This is a genomic window from Novosphingobium sp. MMS21-SN21R, from assembly GCF_031846015.1.
In the GTDB taxonomy this organism is placed as follows: Bacteria; Pseudomonadota; Alphaproteobacteria; order Sphingomonadales; family Sphingomonadaceae; genus Novosphingobium.
Genome location: NZ_JAVRDU010000003.1, coordinates 620,586 through 634,777, shown reverse-complemented (window position 1 = coordinate 634,777; position 14,192 = coordinate 620,586). Strand labels below are relative to the sequence as shown.

Below are 14,192 nucleotides of genomic sequence, written 5' to 3'. Positions count from 1 at the left end.
CCGAGCAGCACATAGACCGCGTGGCGCTGTCCACCGCGATTTTCATGGTCGACGGCATAGCCCGCGTAATAGCGGCGCAGCAGCCCCGCTTTACCAGTTCTGACACCGCGCGGCTCAAGTTCGTCTTGCCCGAGGCGCGGATACGGTCGCGCAGTTCCTGTTCGACCAGCGCGGCGGATTTCGCCTGATCGGCCGGGAGTGTTCCGGCAGCAACGAGGTCAGCCTCTACGCGGGCCGCCAGCGCTATGCGGCGCGGATCGCGGCCACCCATCGGGGCAAGGCTGTCACATAACCAATCGCGCAAGGTGTGCTGTTCGCGCCCGCGCTTGACGAACGGCCCCGCCTCGCCATCGGCGCTGGCCACTTCAGCAATAAGGCTCAACACCATGAAAGCATAGCGTGGCCGCGTGCTGACATGGGCGAGCAGGTCGAGCAGCCGCGCCATCTCGCCCTGGGGGCCTTGCGCTGATGGAGGCGCGGTTGTGATTGCAGAGTGGAACATTACGGGATTCAAGGAAGCACATAACGGGATTCCCGTGAATCCCCTTTCTGCGCCTTTCGCCCCCTGATCCCACATTTGTCGCGGGTGACACTTTGCCCGAGGGTAAAGTGTCATTGGTGGTCCTTTGGTTTGCAGATGCGGCGGTGAGGGCTGGCGGGGCGCTAAGCCCTCACCGCCCCTGCCGCCCTGCGATCCAGTCGTTCAGCGTTTCGTGGAAAAAGCGGATGCGGGTTTCCTGATCGGACAGGTGTGCGTCAGTATAGCCGCGCGAGTGCATGCCTTCCTGCATCGCCTCGGCCAATTCCATGTCCTGATAGACGATCTGGCGGCAAGCTCGGGCACGCCGCGTCCGCCATCGAACACGCGGTGTTCGCATTCGGCCACTTCCTTGAACGGACGCACGCCCGCCATGATCGATTCCACTTCCTTCTGCCCCTCCACCGGGAAGGCCATGCACCACAAGTCGAAGTAGGATCGCTCAGGGTTGGACGGGTGCGGTTCGCTTCGGAACAGGATCAGGTTGTCGGGCAGGAAGCTGATCGTCACGTTGGGGAACATCACCGTGTGCGGGCTGTCGGTGATCTCCTCGTCGTCCATGTGCTCGTAATGGAGATATCCGCGCTCCCGCCACAGCTTGCGCTTCGCGGCCTTGAGGTCCTTCCACCCCTGCAGCGCGAAGTCTTCATACGTGGCGTAAGCGGCGGGATCGATGTCCCACTGGCGCAGAATATGCGCAAAGACGTGTTCGGTGCCCTCGGCAGGGCGGTCGGTCAGCGATGGACGCATCGGCTGGACGGTGCGGCCATGGCCCTTTGGCCACATTTCATGCCGTGCGGAATCGACGTCCTGATCGATCCATGCGGGCACTTGAGGGTGCGCGGTGCGGGTGTGATAGCTTTCCGAGAAGTTGTCGGTGACGAACTTCCAGTTGGCGTCAATCTCGATACGATACCACGCCACCCGCACCGCCGTGTCCATCGGATAGTTGCGGAACACTTGCGGCATGGGGTCGAGGAATTCGAGCAGGCCGGGGCTGTCGTCCGACATCGAATACCACACGAACCCGCCCCAGGTATCGCAGCGCAATTCCTTGAGCTTGAGCTTGCCGCAAGGGTTGCCCTGTTTGAAATCGACATCGGCGTCCTGCGCATGCTTGAGCACACCGTCGATGCCCCAGCGCCAGCCATGGTAAGGACAGTGAAACGCCTCGACCGAGCTGGAATCGTGGACCATGCGCATGCCCCGGTGCCCGCAGGAATTGTAGAACGCGCGGATGGAGCCATCGTCCTGCCGAACCGCGATCACCGATTCCTTGAGGAAGGTGTGGACGAGGAAATCGCCCGCCTCGGGGATTTCCGCCGTGCGCCCGGCGATGTGCCAGATGCGCGTCCACATATTGTCCCATTCCGCCTTCGCGAATTCGGGCGAGAAGTAGCGGTCCCCTGTGATCGGATCGCCGCGCAAGTGCGAGGGATCGCGTCCGTCCATCGGGGTAGGGATGGCCATCGGGGTAGGGATGGCCATCGGGGTGGCAACTGGGCCGCGAAGGCTCATGGGCTGGTCCTCTCTCGAATCCGTGCAGCGGGTGGCTCCCGCATTCTGTCCGAACAGTGCGCCGGTTCGCGCCAAAATGCGCCCGGCCAAAGTGTCAGGTTTTTACAGGCAGCAGTGCCGGTTTTTTTAACGCCTTGCCCTGGCGCGAGGGTTGATCCATCTCCCCCGCACATATCCTTGGAGAAGCCTTGCCATGCACGCACGCGTCGCCCGCATCACCCGCACTGGCGGCCCCGAGGTGATCGAATGGGTCGACGCCGAGCTCCCCGCCCCTGCCGCGGGCGAAGTGCTGGTCGCGCATACCGCCGTCGGCCTCAACATGATCGACACCTATTACCGCCGCGGCATCTACCCCGCTGCGCTGCCCAGCGGGCTGGGCTCGGAAGCGGCAGGGCGCGTTGTCGCGGTTGGCCCGGGCGTGAGCGGCCTTGCCGAAGGCGACCGCGTCACCACGTTCGGACCCACCCTCGGCGCTTATGCCACGGCGCGGATCTACCGCGCCGAAACGCTGCTGCGCCTACCGGACGCAATCGACGACGTGACCGCCGCTGCTGCAACGCTCAAGGGCTGCACGGCGGAATTCCTCATCGAGCGCTGCGCCTGTGTGGAGGCAGGGATGCCGGTCCTGGTCCACGCGGCGGCGGGCGGGGTCGGGCTGCTGCTGGTGCAGTGGCTCAAGCATATTGGCGCCGAAGTCATCGGAACGGTTTCGACCGAAGCCAAGGCCCGTGCCGCGTTGGCGGCGGGCGCGGACCATGTGATCAATTACGCGACCGATGCGGTTGCGCCAGCGGTGCGCGATCTCACCGGTGGCGCAGGCGTCGACGTGGCCTTCGACGGCGTCGGACAGGATACCTGGGAAGCCAGCCTTGATTCGGTCGCATCGCGCGGCCTAATCGTCAGCTATGGAAATGCCTCGGCCCCTGTCACAGGCGTCGCGCTCGGCACACTCTCGCAAAAGGGCTCGCTCTTCGTCACCCGGCCAACGCTCTATCACTATTACGCCGATCCGGACGAGCGCGAAGCAGGCGCGGCGCGGGTGTGGGAGATGATCGCCAGCGGCGCGCTTTCGGTGACCGTGGGGCAGACCTATCCGCTGGAGGAAGTCGCCCGCGCCCACGCCGAACTTGAAGCGCGGCGCACGACCGGGTCGACCGTGCTCCTGCCATAAATTCGAGGCTCTAGAACGCCGCAGTCCTGGCCAACGCTTCGGACTCAGCAGCGCAAGTGGTGGGCGTGACCGGGCTCTTCGCACGCAATGCGGCCACTTCCGCACGGGCGGCGTCAAGATCGGCGCGGAACGCAGGATCGGCGTTAAGGCGCATGACCGTTGCGGCGGCAACATTGCGCCCTTCCTCGATGTCGCTCATCCAATGGACGTTGCATATACGGCGACTGTCGCCATAGGCCCGCCCCCGCGCGACCAACTGGGCCGCACGATCAGGCACGATTTCCGCAAGGATCAGGCCGAAGCCATAGCCAATCGCGCTGTGACCTGAAGGATAGGACCCATCCTTCCGCAGTCCACTATCCGACGTTGGCGTGCAACTTGGCCGGCCATTGACCATGAACGGCCGAGCACGGCTGTAGCGCTTCTTTACCTCGCTGGTCGACAACCCGAGATCAGCCAATGCACGGTCCAGCAATGCGTTCAAGGCCGGGGCATGATCATGATCAATCGGGAAGCCCGCCGCGCAGGAGAAAGCCGCCGAAGCGCGCCCCGGACGCAAATCGGCATCCGCTGCGGCCAAGTCCCAACGGGGGCCAGATTGCTGCTGGATCGCTGCTTCTGCACCGGCCAAATCGCGCGTTTCGCGAGCCGACCCGGCAACCGGAGGCAGAGGCACAAGTTCCAGGCCGCCCGGCAGTGGCTGACCACCAAGATAGCTGGCCTTGGGCTGAGCCGCCTGTGTTTGCCACATTTGCACCGGCCCGTCGGAGTTGCTGTATGCCGAACCCGCACCAAGCATAACCACGCCCGCCAGCACAATGCGCAACCCCAGTTTCATACCCGTACCTCTCACGACCTTCCGCTGCAGGCTAACACAGCCAGCCTATCAGCCAAAACGGGGCCGCCGCTTTTCCACAAAAGCGGTGGTGCCTTCGTGGAAGTCTGCGCCTTCGAAGGCTGCGGCGAAGAGGCGCAAGGAGGCCTCGTCTTCCGCCCCTTGGCCGTCGAGCACGCGGCGCACGAAGCCTTTCAGCGACCGCGCCGAAAAGGGCGAGGCGGCGCATATTTGCGCGACCAGCGCGGTTTCGTCATCCGCCGCTTCCTCGGCCAGCCCGATGCGGTGCGCTTCGGCAGCATCGATCAGCATGCCGGTATAAAGCAGCCGCCGCGCCTGTCCCGGCCCGACCAGATCGACCAGCAGTTTCACGTCATGCAGCGGATAGACCAGGCCCAGTTTGGCGGGTGTGATCCCGAAGCGCGCCTGCGGGCCGGCGATGCGGATGTCGCAGGCCAGCGCGATGCCGCAGCCCCCGCCGATGCAATCGCCTTCGACCATCGCCACGGTGGGCAGGGGAAAACGGGTGAGTTCGTATTGCGCGCGGTTGATCGCCTGCTGGTTTGCGCAGCGCCACCCGGCGTCGTCCTTGTGGCTGAGCATTTCGGCGATGTCGGCCCCGGCGCAGAACGCGCCGCCCTGAGCCGACTTGACCACGAGCACACGCAAATCCGGGCTGGCTGCGGCCTGGGCCAGCAGTTCGGGCAGCGCCTGCCACATATCGATGGTGAAGGCGTTGCGCTTGTCGGCGCGGTCGATCAGCAATTGCGCGGTCGCACCGTCCTGTTCCAGTCGCAAGCTCATCTGTGGCAGACCTCCCGTTCACCTCCCCTTTGTCGGGCGGCGAACGGGATGGCAAGCGGTTCAGGCGCTCTGCTTAGCCTTGGCCGCAACGGCGGCGTGGAACACCGACGGTTCGAAGTAGAACGGGCGGATCTCGCAGCACTTGCCGTCGCGGAAGCGGAACATCTCGCACAGTTCGGCAGGCGGCACCGATGGATCGGCAAAGCGGAACGACAGGATCGTCACCGCGTGATCCTTGCCCGCGGTCGTTTCCACCCGGTCAAGCGCTACGACATCGACCATCGTCATGACCTTGGCATAGAGTTCGCGCAGCGCGGTCTTGCCGCGATAGGTCCCCGCCATCGGCAGGCAATCGGCCTCGGTGATGAAGAAATCGTCGGTCAGCATCGTCTCGGCCTTGTCGAAATCACCGACCCCGGTGCTTTCGTAAAGGTCGTCGACGAACTTGATCATCTGCTCGGGCGTCATGGCTCTGGAGTCCTCTCGTGTTTGCGACAGGATCACCCAAGCCGGGCGCCCGTGAAACCTAGCGATATAACTAGCGCTTGTGCGCCGCGCCCACGCGCTAAGAGTGCGCCATGGAAACCACACGCCAGATCACGCTCGTCCGCCGCCCGGTCGGCATTCCCGTCCCCGGCGATTTCGCCCTGACCGAAGCCCCGCGCCCGGTGCCCGGCCCCGGCGAAATCCTTGTGCGGATGCGCGTAGGCTCGTGCGATCCGGCCATTCGCGGCTTTCTGGATGACCGGCCAAGCTACCTTCCGCCGGTGGCACTGGGCGCGCCGATCAACGGCATGTCGCTGGGCGAAGTGGTCGAGTCGAACAATCCCGACTGGCCCGTCGGCACCTTGCTGCGCACGTTTGCGGTATGGTCGGAATATTATGTCGTCGGCGGCGATGCGCTGGGGATCGAGAAAGTCGAAGCCGCACCCGGCGTGCCGCTGCAGCATTACATGGGCGCACTCGGCCCGGTCGGCCTCACCGCATGGGTCGGCCTGTTCGAGATCGGCAAGGCCAAGGCGGGCGAGACCGTCCTGGTCAGCGCCGCAGCGGGCGCGACCGGCAGCACCGTGGTGCAGTTGGCGAAGGCGGCGGGCTGCCGCGTGATCGGGCTTGCGGGCGGGCCTGACAAGGCGCAGATCGTGCGCGATCTCGGCGCCGATGTTGCGATCGATTACAAGGCCGTGGGTGATCTCGGCGCAGCCATTGCCGCCGCCGCGCCCGAGGGCATTGACGTCTATTTCGACAATGTCGGCGCCGAAACGCTCGAAGCGGTAATGCCGCTGATGCGCCTGCACGGCCGCATCGCCGTGTGCGGCATGATCGCGCAATACAATGATGCCGATAATCCGCACGGCAACCGCAACCTCTGGCAACTCGTCGTCAACCGCCTGACCATGCGCGGGTTCATCACATATGATCACCCCGAAGTGCTGGGCGAGGCACAGGCGATGCTCGACCGGCTCTTTGCCGAAGGGAAACTGAAGCCACTCGAGAACGTGCGCGAGGGTCTCGAAAAGCTGCCCGAAGCCTTCATCGAGCTGATGGGCGGCAAGACCACCGGCAAGACGCTCGTCCTGATCTGAGAAGGAAAAACAATGGGAGTGCTGGAAGGCAAGGTCGCATTCGTGACCGGTGGCGCGTCGGGACTCGGCGAGGCGATCGTGCGCGCTTATGCGGATGAGGGTGCCAACGTGATCATCGCGGACATCGATGCTGCAGGCGGCGAGGCGCTGGCCGCAGAACTGGGCGCGCGGTTCGTTTCGCTCGACGTGACGCAGGAAGCCTCTTGGGCCAAGGCACTCGCGCCGTTTGCGCGGATCGACGTGCTGGTCAACAATGCCGGGATCACCACGCTGGGATCGATCGAGGAGATCACCCTCGACCAGTTCCGCCACGAACTCGATATCGACGTGCTCGGCGTGTTCATGGGCACGCAGGCCGCTCTGCCCAGGATGAAGGCGCATGGCGGTTCGATCATCAACATGTCGTCGCTTTCAGGCGTGAAAGCGTCGTCCAACCTCGTTGCCTATAATGCGGCCAAGGCGGCTGTGACGCTGATGACCAAGTCCTGCGCGCTGCACTTTGCCGAGAGCGGCTATGGCATTCGCTGCAATTCGATCCACCCCGGCGCGATCCACACGCCGATCATCGACAAGGTGCTGGCGCAGTCCGACAACCCGGATGCGCTCTACCAGAGCTTCGTTGACGTTCACCCGGTGGGCCGCCTCGGCAGGCCCGAGGAAATCGCCGCGATGGCGGTCTTCCTCGCCAGCGACGCCAGCGCCTTTGCCACGGGCGCGGAATTCCGCGTCGATGGCGGCGCCTCGATATGACGGCACAACTCCCGATCCGCCAGATCGCGTTCTTCGTCGAGGATGTGCGCTTGGCCGCCCGCGCGCACCACGCGGCATTCGGGTCGGGGCCGTATTTCGTGGCGGACAATATCCCGCTCGCGCGCGCGGTGCATCGCGGGGTGGAGCGCACCCTCGATCACACCTCGGCGTACGGGCAATGGGGCGAGATCATGGTGGAGTTCGTCGCGCAGAACAATCCCGGCCCCTCGCCCTTCCGCGACGTCTATCCCGAGGGATCGGGCCGCTGGGGCGTGCATCACGCGGCAGTATTCGTGGAGGACGTCGATGCAGAACTGGCGCGGTTGGCAGGCCAAGGCGCGCCTTGCGCCTTGCGCGCCGAAATGACCGATGGCTTCGTCTTTGCCTTTGCCGATACCACCGCCACGCTCGGCCTGATGACCGAACTTTACGCGCCCGCCCCGGTGCTGGTTGATTTCTACGCGATGGTGGCGCAGGCCGCGCAGGACTATCGCGGGACCGACCCGATCCAGACGATACGATTCAATTGAGGACATGACGCACGTGAGCGAGACCTGGCATTCCGTGATCCCCGAGGCCGAATTCCCGGCAGAAGGCAAACTCGCCGCCAAGCTCGGCGGCTGGCACGTGCTTGTGGCCAAGACCGACGAAGGCCTGTTCGCGGTGAACGACCGCTGCACCCATCAGGCCGCGCTTGTCTCGACCGGGCGCATCCGGCGCGGCGCGGTGATGTGCCCCCTCCACGGTGCACGCTTCGAAATGGCCTCGGGCCGCTGCATCGGCGGCGCGTACAAGGACTTGCGCACATTCGCGGTGCGCGTCGAAGGCGGCCAGATCGAGGTTTGCGTGCCCGATGAAAAGCCCGGCATGGACGAACTGCCCGTGGTGATGTGATCGGGATCAGTCTGGCGGCGGCGCGCGTCCTTCGACAGGCTCAGGACGAACGGTATTTTCCCGGGCGTCCACTCCCACAGCCGCTCGTCCTGAGCCTGTCGAAGGACGCGCGCAGACATGTCCATGTTGAGTGCGGACCCCCTCATCTATCCCACAGGTTCGCAAGGGCCGACGTGCGGTTAGTCTCCTCCCAAAGCCAACAAGAACCGGAGAGACCCCCATGCCATTTACCGGCCCCGCCGAAGACCGCCTCGCCATACGCGAACTGCTTGAGACTTATGCCGATGCGGTAACCCGCGTCGACGCTGACGACTGGGCCGCGACATGGGCCGAGGACGCCGAATGGTCGCTGCCCGATTATCCGGAGCTTGGCACGACGCAGGGCCGCCCGGCGATCAAGGCGATGTGGGTCGAGGCAATGAAGCACTATCCCGGCATCATGTTCGAAGCCTGGCCCGGTTCGATCGAAGTCTCGGGCGATACGGCCGTGATGCGCAGCTACACTTCCGAAGTCTACGACCAGAACGGCACGACCATGCGGGATCGCGGCGTCTATGACGATACCTGCGTCAAGGTAGACGGCAAGTGGCTGTTCCAGTCGCGCACATTCCGCAACATTCACCGCCAGCACGCGCCCAAGGGCTGCTGACTAGCGCAGCTGCGGGCGCAACTCGGCCAGATCGTTGCGGATGGCGGTCGCCGCCACCGCTGCCTCGCCCATGGCGTGGCTGATCTGGTCGAGTCCGCGGGTGACGTCGCCCGCAGCATAGAGCCCGGCAATACTCGTGCGCTGGTGCGCGTCGACAGCAAGGCACCCCTCATCATTGGCCTTCGCGCCCAGCCTCAGCGCCAGTTCCGAACGGATGTCCGATCCCAGCGCGGGATAGACCGTCTCGAACTCCAGTTCCGCACCGCCCGCTTGGACGACGATACGATCCCCGCGCAAGCTGAGCGGCAAGACCGGACCAGCTGACAACGCAATGCCCAATTCGCGCGCCTGATCGCGCTGTTCTGCCGTCAGGACGTGTGCGTCAGCCGGTGCGATGAGCGTGACGTCAGCGCTGTAGGCGCGCAGGAACAACGCCTCGCCGAAACCTCTTTCGCCAGTGCCGATCACGCCGATGCGCTTGTCGGTCACCTCATAGCCATCGCAGACCGGGCAATAGCGCAGGAGGCCGCGCTGAAGCGCTTCGTCATGGAGCCCCGGCGGCATCGGTGGCCGGTGATTGACCACGCCGGTAGCGAGCAAAACAGTGCGAGCGGTCCACGTGGCATCACCGGCACTGGCGAGAAACCCCGTGCTGCCAAGGGTCAGAGATTCAATCGCGGCACGTTCAGCCGCAACCCCGAACTTCCCTGCCTGCCGCGCCATCAGCGCGAGCAGTTCGGTGCCCGCAATCCCGCCGGGATATCCCGCATGGTTGTGCGTGCGCGGGATCATCGCAGCGCGGCTCTTCCCTGCATCCACCACCGCCACCGTCAGGTGGAAGCGCGCGAGATAGATCGCCGCCGTCAGCCCTGCAGGCCCGGCGCCAATCACGAGGCAATCGAGCGGTTGTGTTCCCATGCGTGCGCAAACACCGGAGGGGCGAATGGTTCCGCAAATGCAGCAGGAATGGCACGGAACCGAAAAAGGCGGAGCGCAAGCCCCGCCTTTCCGATTTCCAGATCAAGGCAAAGCCCGGATCAGAAGCGCTTGGTCACCGTCACCTGCACGGTGCGCGGCATGCTGCCGAAGCCGAGCTGGTCGGCGCGAACGCCTGCTGCTGTGCCGGTGCCGCCGCCGGTCGAAGGACCATCGACAACGCCGCTGACGAAGAAGCGGTTGGTCAGGTTCTTGCCGATCAGCGCGATCTGCCAGTTGTCGTCCTCGGCGCCGAAGCGGATGCCCGCGTCAAGCACCGCATACTTCTTCTGGACCGAGAACGGATTGCCGAAGCCCGAAGCCAGGTAGCTGCCCGAATAGCGCGCGTCGACGTTGATGCCGAACTTCATCGCATCGCCCACTGGCGCGTCATAGCCAACGCCGAAGGCACCGGTCCACTCGGGCGCAACCGAGAGCGGCTTGCCGTTGAGGTTCTGGCGCGTGACACCGGCCACGGTGTTGCAGCCCTGTGCCGGGGTCTGGCCGGCAAAACACGGTGCCAGGGGGAAGTTGGTGTACTTCGCCTTGGTGTAGTTGACCGAACCGTGAACGTTGAGGCCATCGAGTGCGCGCGGTGCGTATTCGAATTCGGCTTCGACGCCCTTGGTCCGCGCATCGGCGGTCAGGGTCTGGAATGCGAAGATCGGCGAGTTGAAGAAGTCGACCTGCAGATCATCATAGGCATAGCTGAACACGCCCAGATTCAGGCGAAGCTGGTTGTCGAGGATGGTCGACTTGATGCCGCCTTCGAAACCGCGGGCCTTCTCGGGGTTGAAGGTCAGATCCGCCAGCGGGTCTGCCGAGAACTTCGAGTTGATGCCGCCGTTCGAGAATCCGCCCGACTTGTAGGCGGTCTTGTAGGCGCCATAGACGAGAATGCCATCGGCCGGCTTCCACGTCAGCGTCACTTCAGGCGACCAGTCGTCGAACGTCTGCTGGGCGGTGATTTCGCCGAAGCCATCGGGGTCCAGCTTGTCGCGGAAGATGCCCTGCACGCCGACATTGTTGTATGGCTGCGTGAAGTAGCTGCTCTTCGTTTCGTGGGTGTAGCGCACGCCGCCTGCCAGTTCGAGACGGTCGACCAGTTCCCAGGTCACCTGGCCGAACAGCGCGGTGGTTTCGCCATCGGTGAAGCTGGTCTTGGTCGTGGCAAGGTAGCGGTTCTGCGCCGATACCGTGTCGTCACGAAGGCCTGCGAACATGATGTACTGTTCGAAGTCGCGCTTGGTCTTCTGGTACAAGCCGCCGATCATCAGGTTGATCGGACCGTCGAACGACGTCTGCGCGCGCAGTTCCTGCGAGAACGCCTTCCACGACGAATTTTCGGTCGCCCAGGTGCCGGCATTGCTCGACTGGAAATCGCAGGCACAGGCCCAGCGGTTGTTGTTGGTGTTGTAGTTGGTGACCGCGCTCAGCGTCACGTCATCGCTCAGCGAATAGACGAGGTTGCTGTTCACAGCCCATGAACGGTAGCGGTTGTAGAGCTGGCCGTCGGTCTGCGAGAACGGGAAGTTCGCTGCGATGTCGGTCGGGATGTTGTTCTGGTGCGTGACAAAATCGTTGCCACACTTGTAGCCGGTCAGCTGGCTGACGCCGCTGGCAAGGCCGCAATTGTACGCGCCGTAGTTCCACGACGAGTTGTTGACCTTGCTGTAGTCGAACGCGCCCTTGACCGTCCATGTCAGGCGGTCGCTGGGCGTGTACTTGAGAGTCACGCGGCCGATGAATTCGTCTTCACCCGGTGCATCGGTGGCAGCTGGCGTAGCCACGTGGCCCGTCGCATTGCCGGCACCGCCCGCAAGCAGGTTCTGGATGTCGACCGTGGTGTAGGTGCGGTTGACCGAGACGTTCTTGTAGAAGCCCTTGTCCATCTTCGAACCGCGCACGGCGACGCGCACGCCGAAGGTGTCCGACAGCGGAACCGAAGCGATCAGTTCCCCCTGGTACTGGTGCGAGCGGAACTCGTAACCGGCCTTGGCCAGGAATTCACGGTCATTGCCCGGATCATTGGTGGTCAGCGAAATCACGCCGGCAGTGGCGTTCTTGCCGAAGAACAGCGCCTGCGGGCCCTTGAGCACTTCAACCCGCTTGAGGTCGAAGAAGCCTTCCTGGATCACGCGGCCCTGACCGTAGTAGGCGCCATCGACGACCACGGCGACCGACTGTTCGATACCGATCGAGGTCGACGACGAACCGATGCCGCGCATGGTGAGCTGTGCGCCCGAGCCGTTCGAGGCACGGCCGACCGACAGGTTCGGCGTGGCCGCAGCGATCTTTTCGATGCTGGTGATATCGCGCTGCTGGATCGTCTTTTCGGAGATCGCGGTGACGGCGACAGGAACGGTCTGCACCGATTCCTCGCGCTTGCGCGCGGTCACGATGATTTCCTCGAGGCCGCCCGAATTGGCGCCCTCTTGCGCCGCATCCTGAGCGAGAGCCGGTGCGGCTGCGCCGAATGCGCAAGTCGCCAGTAGAATTCCCTTAAGGGCACGCATAACGTATCCTCCCGTTATTGTTGTCCAAGTCGCGCGTTTACTGTTCCGGCCCGCGATTACCGCCTCACGAATGGGTTAGCCTCGCCATTTGGCTAGGTGTGGCGCGCCGGATGCGGCGGCACCCCTGCCCCCGAGAGGATTTTTCATGACCGCAAACCGCTTCTGGCGCCTTGATCGCCACCCCGAAGGCAGCGACTTCGCCTCGGCGCTGTCCTTGCAGAGCGAGGACCTCGCCCCGTTGGCTGAGGGCGAAGTGCGCGTCCACGTCGGCTGGCTTTCGATGGACGCGGGCACGCGCATGTGGATGAGCCCGCGCACCGACGGCTATCAGCCGCCGCTGCCGCTCGGCTCGAAGATGGCCGGGCTGGTGCTGGGCCGCGTGAGCGAGAGCCGCGATCCGGCCTTTCCCGTAGGCACGCTGGTGCGCGGGTTCGGACAGTGGGCAGACTACGCCACGGTCATACCTGCCATGGCGGGTCTTGAGGCGCTGGACGAGAGCGTGCCCGACATTCGCCAGCACTATGGCGCGCTCGGCATGAACGCCTGGACCGCCTATGTCGGCGTCAAGGAAGTGGCGGCGGTGAAGCCCGGCGAATGGCTGGTCGTATCGGCGGCGGCAGGCGCAACGGGTTCGATGGCCTGCCAGGTCGGGCGTAACCTCGGCGCAAAAGTCATCGGTATCGCGGGTGGGCCGGACAAGTGCCGCTACCTCACGCAGCAACTCGGCGTGGACATGGCGATCGACTACAAGAACGAGGATGTTGCCGCGCGGCTCGCCACGGTGGAGGGCGGAGTTCACGCCTATTTCGACAACGTGGGCGGGCCGATGCTCGATGCGGTCCTGCCCAACATGGCGCATTACGGGCGCGTGGCAGTCTGCGGCATGGTCGCTGCCTACGACAACGACGCCCCCCTGCCCGGCCCGGCGCGGTTCGATCAGGTGCTGATGCGGCGGCTGCGGATCGAAGGGTTCTTCATCCCGGATTTCCTCCACCGGGGCGCGGAATTTCTTCCGACCTTGCGCGCATGGGTGGATGCCGAAACACTGACGGTGAACCTCGACGAGACGACAGGCCTGGAAAACACGCTCGTCGCCTATGACCGGATGCTTTCGGGCAAGGCCATCGGCAAGGTCATCGTGAAAGTCGCCGCCTGATGCCGATCATCAAGCACCGCGCGCCGCTGCAAGCCCTCGTCGCGGTGCGCGGCCATCCGTTTGACCGCACCGCCTTCGACGCGATGTTCCAGGCAATGGACGGAATCGCGGCAACCATGGTCGACCAGCCCGCTGCCGCGCGGCTGATGAACCCCGAAGGCATGCGCGGGTTCGATGTGCTGGTGCTCTACGATATGCCGGGGCTGGACTTTGAAGCCCCCGAAAACGCGCCGCTTTACCGCGAACCTGAAGCGGACTTGAGGTCAGGATTCCGCGCGCTGCTAGAGCAAGGCAAGGGTGTGGTCGCGCTGCATCACGCGCTGGCCGGCTGGCCGACCTGGACCGACTATCACGAGTGGCTCGGTGGGCAGTTCTTCTACCATCCGGGCGCATCGCGCGGCGCGCAAGTAGCGGACAGCGGCTATTGCCACGATGTGCGCCACGACATTTCAGTGGTCGCAGATCACCCCGTCACCGCCGGACTGCCCGCGCAATTCACCCTGACCGACGAACTCTATCTCGGGCAAGTGTTCGAAGACAGCGTAACCCCGCTGCTGCGCTCCTCCGCCACCTTCGACCGCGAGCACTTCTGGTCCGCAGACCTTGCGGTGAAAGGCGAGATGTTCAGCCGCGAGGGCTGGCAGCACCCGCCCGGCTCCAATCTCGTCGGCTGGGCCAAACAGGCGCTGAACAGCAGGCTGGTCTACCTGCAACCGGGCGATGGGCCATCGGCCTATGATAGCCCCGACTACCGGCGACTGGTGGAAAACGCGATCCGCTGGGTGGCTTGACCGGGCATG

14 protein-coding genes and 2 pseudogenes are annotated in these 14,192 nt (G+C 64.4%); 8 read left to right on the top strand and 8 right to left on the bottom strand.

Translation table 11 applies throughout. The features are described 5' to 3' along the window. The 3 genes and pseudogenes from RM192_RS19060 to RM192_RS19050 form a co-directional block, all read right to left on the bottom strand. Positions 1 to 502, bottom strand: a pseudogene (locus RM192_RS19060) (hypothetical protein); the annotation flags it as partial. Positions 503 to 671: 169 nt separating this feature from the next. After that, positions 672 to 809 (bottom strand): SRPBCC family protein, encoded by a 138-nt coding sequence (locus RM192_RS19055; protein WP_311509230.1) that lies wholly within the window; start codon positions 807 to 809, stop codon positions 672 to 674. Positions 810 to 991: 182 nt separating this feature from the next. Next, positions 992 to 1,897, bottom strand: a pseudogene (locus RM192_RS19050) (aromatic ring-hydroxylating oxygenase subunit alpha); the annotation flags it as partial. Positions 1,898 to 2,249: 352 nt separating this feature from the next. On the opposite strand from RM192_RS19050, the gene RM192_RS19045 reads away from it, so the two are divergent. Next, positions 2,250 to 3,227, top strand: a complete 978-nt coding sequence (locus tag RM192_RS19045) for a quinone oxidoreductase (RefSeq protein WP_311508673.1) — start codon at positions 2,250 to 2,252, stop codon at positions 3,225 to 3,227. A gap of 10 nt (positions 3,228 to 3,237) precedes the next feature. Here RM192_RS19045 and RM192_RS19040 read toward each other — a convergent pair whose 3' ends face one another. Genes RM192_RS19040 through RM192_RS19030 form a run of 3 tightly spaced genes read right to left on the bottom strand, consistent with a single transcriptional unit; the run spans position 3,238 to position 5,334 of the window. Further along, complete coding sequence (locus tag RM192_RS19040; RefSeq protein ID WP_311508672.1) at positions 3,238 to 4,065, bottom strand: phosphatase PAP2 family protein; 828 nt, start codon at positions 4,063 to 4,065, stop codon at positions 3,238 to 3,240. A 48-nt stretch (positions 4,066 to 4,113) separates the two neighbouring features. Next, entirely contained in the window at positions 4,114 to 4,866 is a 753-nt protein-coding gene (locus tag RM192_RS19035; RefSeq protein ID WP_311508671.1) for an enoyl-CoA hydratase-related protein, read from the bottom strand. Positions 4,867 to 4,926: 60 nt separating this feature from the next. Then, complete coding sequence (locus RM192_RS19030; protein WP_311508670.1) at positions 4,927 to 5,334, bottom strand: nuclear transport factor 2 family protein; 408 nt, start codon at positions 5,332 to 5,334, stop codon at positions 4,927 to 4,929. 110 nt (positions 5,335 to 5,444) lie between these two features. Here RM192_RS19030 and RM192_RS19025 point away from each other — a divergent pair, with 110 nt between their 5' ends. The 5 genes from RM192_RS19025 (at position 5,445) to RM192_RS19005 (ending at position 8,745) form a co-directional block, all read left to right on the top strand. After that, on the top strand, positions 5,445 to 6,452 hold the full coding sequence (locus RM192_RS19025; protein ID WP_311508669.1) for an NADP-dependent oxidoreductase: 1,008 nt from the start codon (positions 5,445 to 5,447) through the stop codon (positions 6,450 to 6,452). Positions 6,453 to 6,464: 12 nt separating this feature from the next. After that, complete coding sequence (locus tag RM192_RS19020) at positions 6,465 to 7,202, top strand: glucose 1-dehydrogenase (RefSeq protein ID WP_311508668.1); 738 nt, start codon at positions 6,465 to 6,467, stop codon at positions 7,200 to 7,202. Continuing rightward, positions 7,199 to 7,732: a VOC family protein gene (locus tag RM192_RS19015; RefSeq protein ID WP_311508667.1), complete on the top strand. Its 534-nt coding sequence runs from the start codon at positions 7,199 to 7,201 to the stop codon at positions 7,730 to 7,732. Before RM192_RS19020 ends, RM192_RS19015 begins: the two co-directional genes overlap by 4 nt. Before the next feature lie 4 nt (positions 7,733 to 7,736). Further along, positions 7,737 to 8,096, top strand: a complete 360-nt coding sequence (locus tag RM192_RS19010) for a Rieske (2Fe-2S) protein (RefSeq protein WP_409233838.1) — start codon at positions 7,737 to 7,739, stop codon at positions 8,094 to 8,096. A 220-nt stretch (positions 8,097 to 8,316) separates the two neighbouring features. Beyond that, positions 8,317 to 8,745, top strand: coding sequence for a nuclear transport factor 2 family protein (locus RM192_RS19005; protein ID WP_311508665.1), 429 nt, complete (start codon positions 8,317 to 8,319; stop codon positions 8,743 to 8,745). Here RM192_RS19005 and RM192_RS19000 read toward each other — a convergent pair whose 3' ends face one another. Further along, positions 8,746 to 9,663, bottom strand: coding sequence for an NAD(P)/FAD-dependent oxidoreductase (locus tag RM192_RS19000; RefSeq protein WP_311508664.1), 918 nt, complete (start codon positions 9,661 to 9,663; stop codon positions 8,746 to 8,748). 119 nt (positions 9,664 to 9,782) lie between these two features. Continuing rightward, positions 9,783 to 12,236: a TonB-dependent receptor domain-containing protein gene (locus tag RM192_RS18995; RefSeq protein ID WP_311508663.1), complete on the bottom strand. Its 2,454-nt coding sequence runs from the start codon at positions 12,234 to 12,236 to the stop codon at positions 9,783 to 9,785. Between the two features lie 145 nt (positions 12,237 to 12,381). Here RM192_RS18995 and RM192_RS18990 point away from each other — a divergent pair, with 145 nt between their 5' ends. Then, positions 12,382 to 13,392: an NADP-dependent oxidoreductase gene (locus RM192_RS18990; protein ID WP_311508662.1), complete on the top strand. Its 1,011-nt coding sequence runs from the start codon at positions 12,382 to 12,384 to the stop codon at positions 13,390 to 13,392. Further along, the gene (locus RM192_RS18985) at positions 13,392 to 14,183 is read left to right on the top strand and encodes a ThuA domain-containing protein (RefSeq protein WP_311509229.1); all 792 of its coding nucleotides are present in this window, start codon (positions 13,392 to 13,394) and stop codon (positions 14,181 to 14,183) included. The genes RM192_RS18990 and RM192_RS18985 overlap by 1 nt, the downstream gene beginning before the upstream one ends. The last annotated feature ends 9 nt before the right edge of the window (positions 14,184 to 14,192 follow it).

Coding starts and splice junctions, on each gene's coding strand:
- RM192_RS19015 (WP_311508667.1), top strand. CDS start 7,199: ATGACGGCACAACTCCCGATCCGCCAGATCGCGTTCTTCGTCGAGGAT.
- RM192_RS19030 (WP_311508670.1), bottom strand. CDS start 5,334: ATGACGCCCGAGCAGATGATCAAGTTCGTCGACGACCTTTACGAAAGC.
- RM192_RS18985 (WP_311509229.1), top strand. CDS start 13,392: ATGCCGATCATCAAGCACCGCGCGCCGCTGCAAGCCCTCGTCGCGGTG.
- RM192_RS19025 (WP_311508669.1), top strand. CDS start 5,445: ATGGAAACCACACGCCAGATCACGCTCGTCCGCCGCCCGGTCGGCATT.
- RM192_RS18990 (WP_311508662.1), top strand. CDS start 12,382: ATGACCGCAAACCGCTTCTGGCGCCTTGATCGCCACCCCGAAGGCAGC.
- RM192_RS19000 (WP_311508664.1), bottom strand. CDS start 9,663: ATGGGAACACAACCGCTCGATTGCCTCGTGATTGGCGCCGGGCCTGCA.
- RM192_RS19005 (WP_311508665.1), top strand. CDS start 8,317: ATGCCATTTACCGGCCCCGCCGAAGACCGCCTCGCCATACGCGAACTG.
- RM192_RS18995 (WP_311508663.1), bottom strand. CDS start 12,236: ATGCGTGCCCTTAAGGGAATTCTACTGGCGACTTGCGCATTCGGCGCA.
- RM192_RS19035 (WP_311508671.1), bottom strand. CDS start 4,866: ATGAGCTTGCGACTGGAACAGGACGGTGCGACCGCGCAATTGCTGATC.
- RM192_RS19020 (WP_311508668.1), top strand. CDS start 6,465: ATGGGAGTGCTGGAAGGCAAGGTCGCATTCGTGACCGGTGGCGCGTCG.
- RM192_RS19010 (WP_409233838.1), top strand. CDS start 7,737: ATGACGCACGTGAGCGAGACCTGGCATTCCGTGATCCCCGAGGCCGAA.
- RM192_RS19040 (WP_311508672.1), bottom strand. CDS start 4,065: ATGAAACTGGGGTTGCGCATTGTGCTGGCGGGCGTGGTTATGCTTGGT.
- RM192_RS19045 (WP_311508673.1), top strand. CDS start 2,250: ATGCACGCACGCGTCGCCCGCATCACCCGCACTGGCGGCCCCGAGGTG.
- RM192_RS19055 (WP_311509230.1), bottom strand. CDS start 809: ATGGAATTGGCCGAGGCGATGCAGGAAGGCATGCACTCGCGCGGCTAT.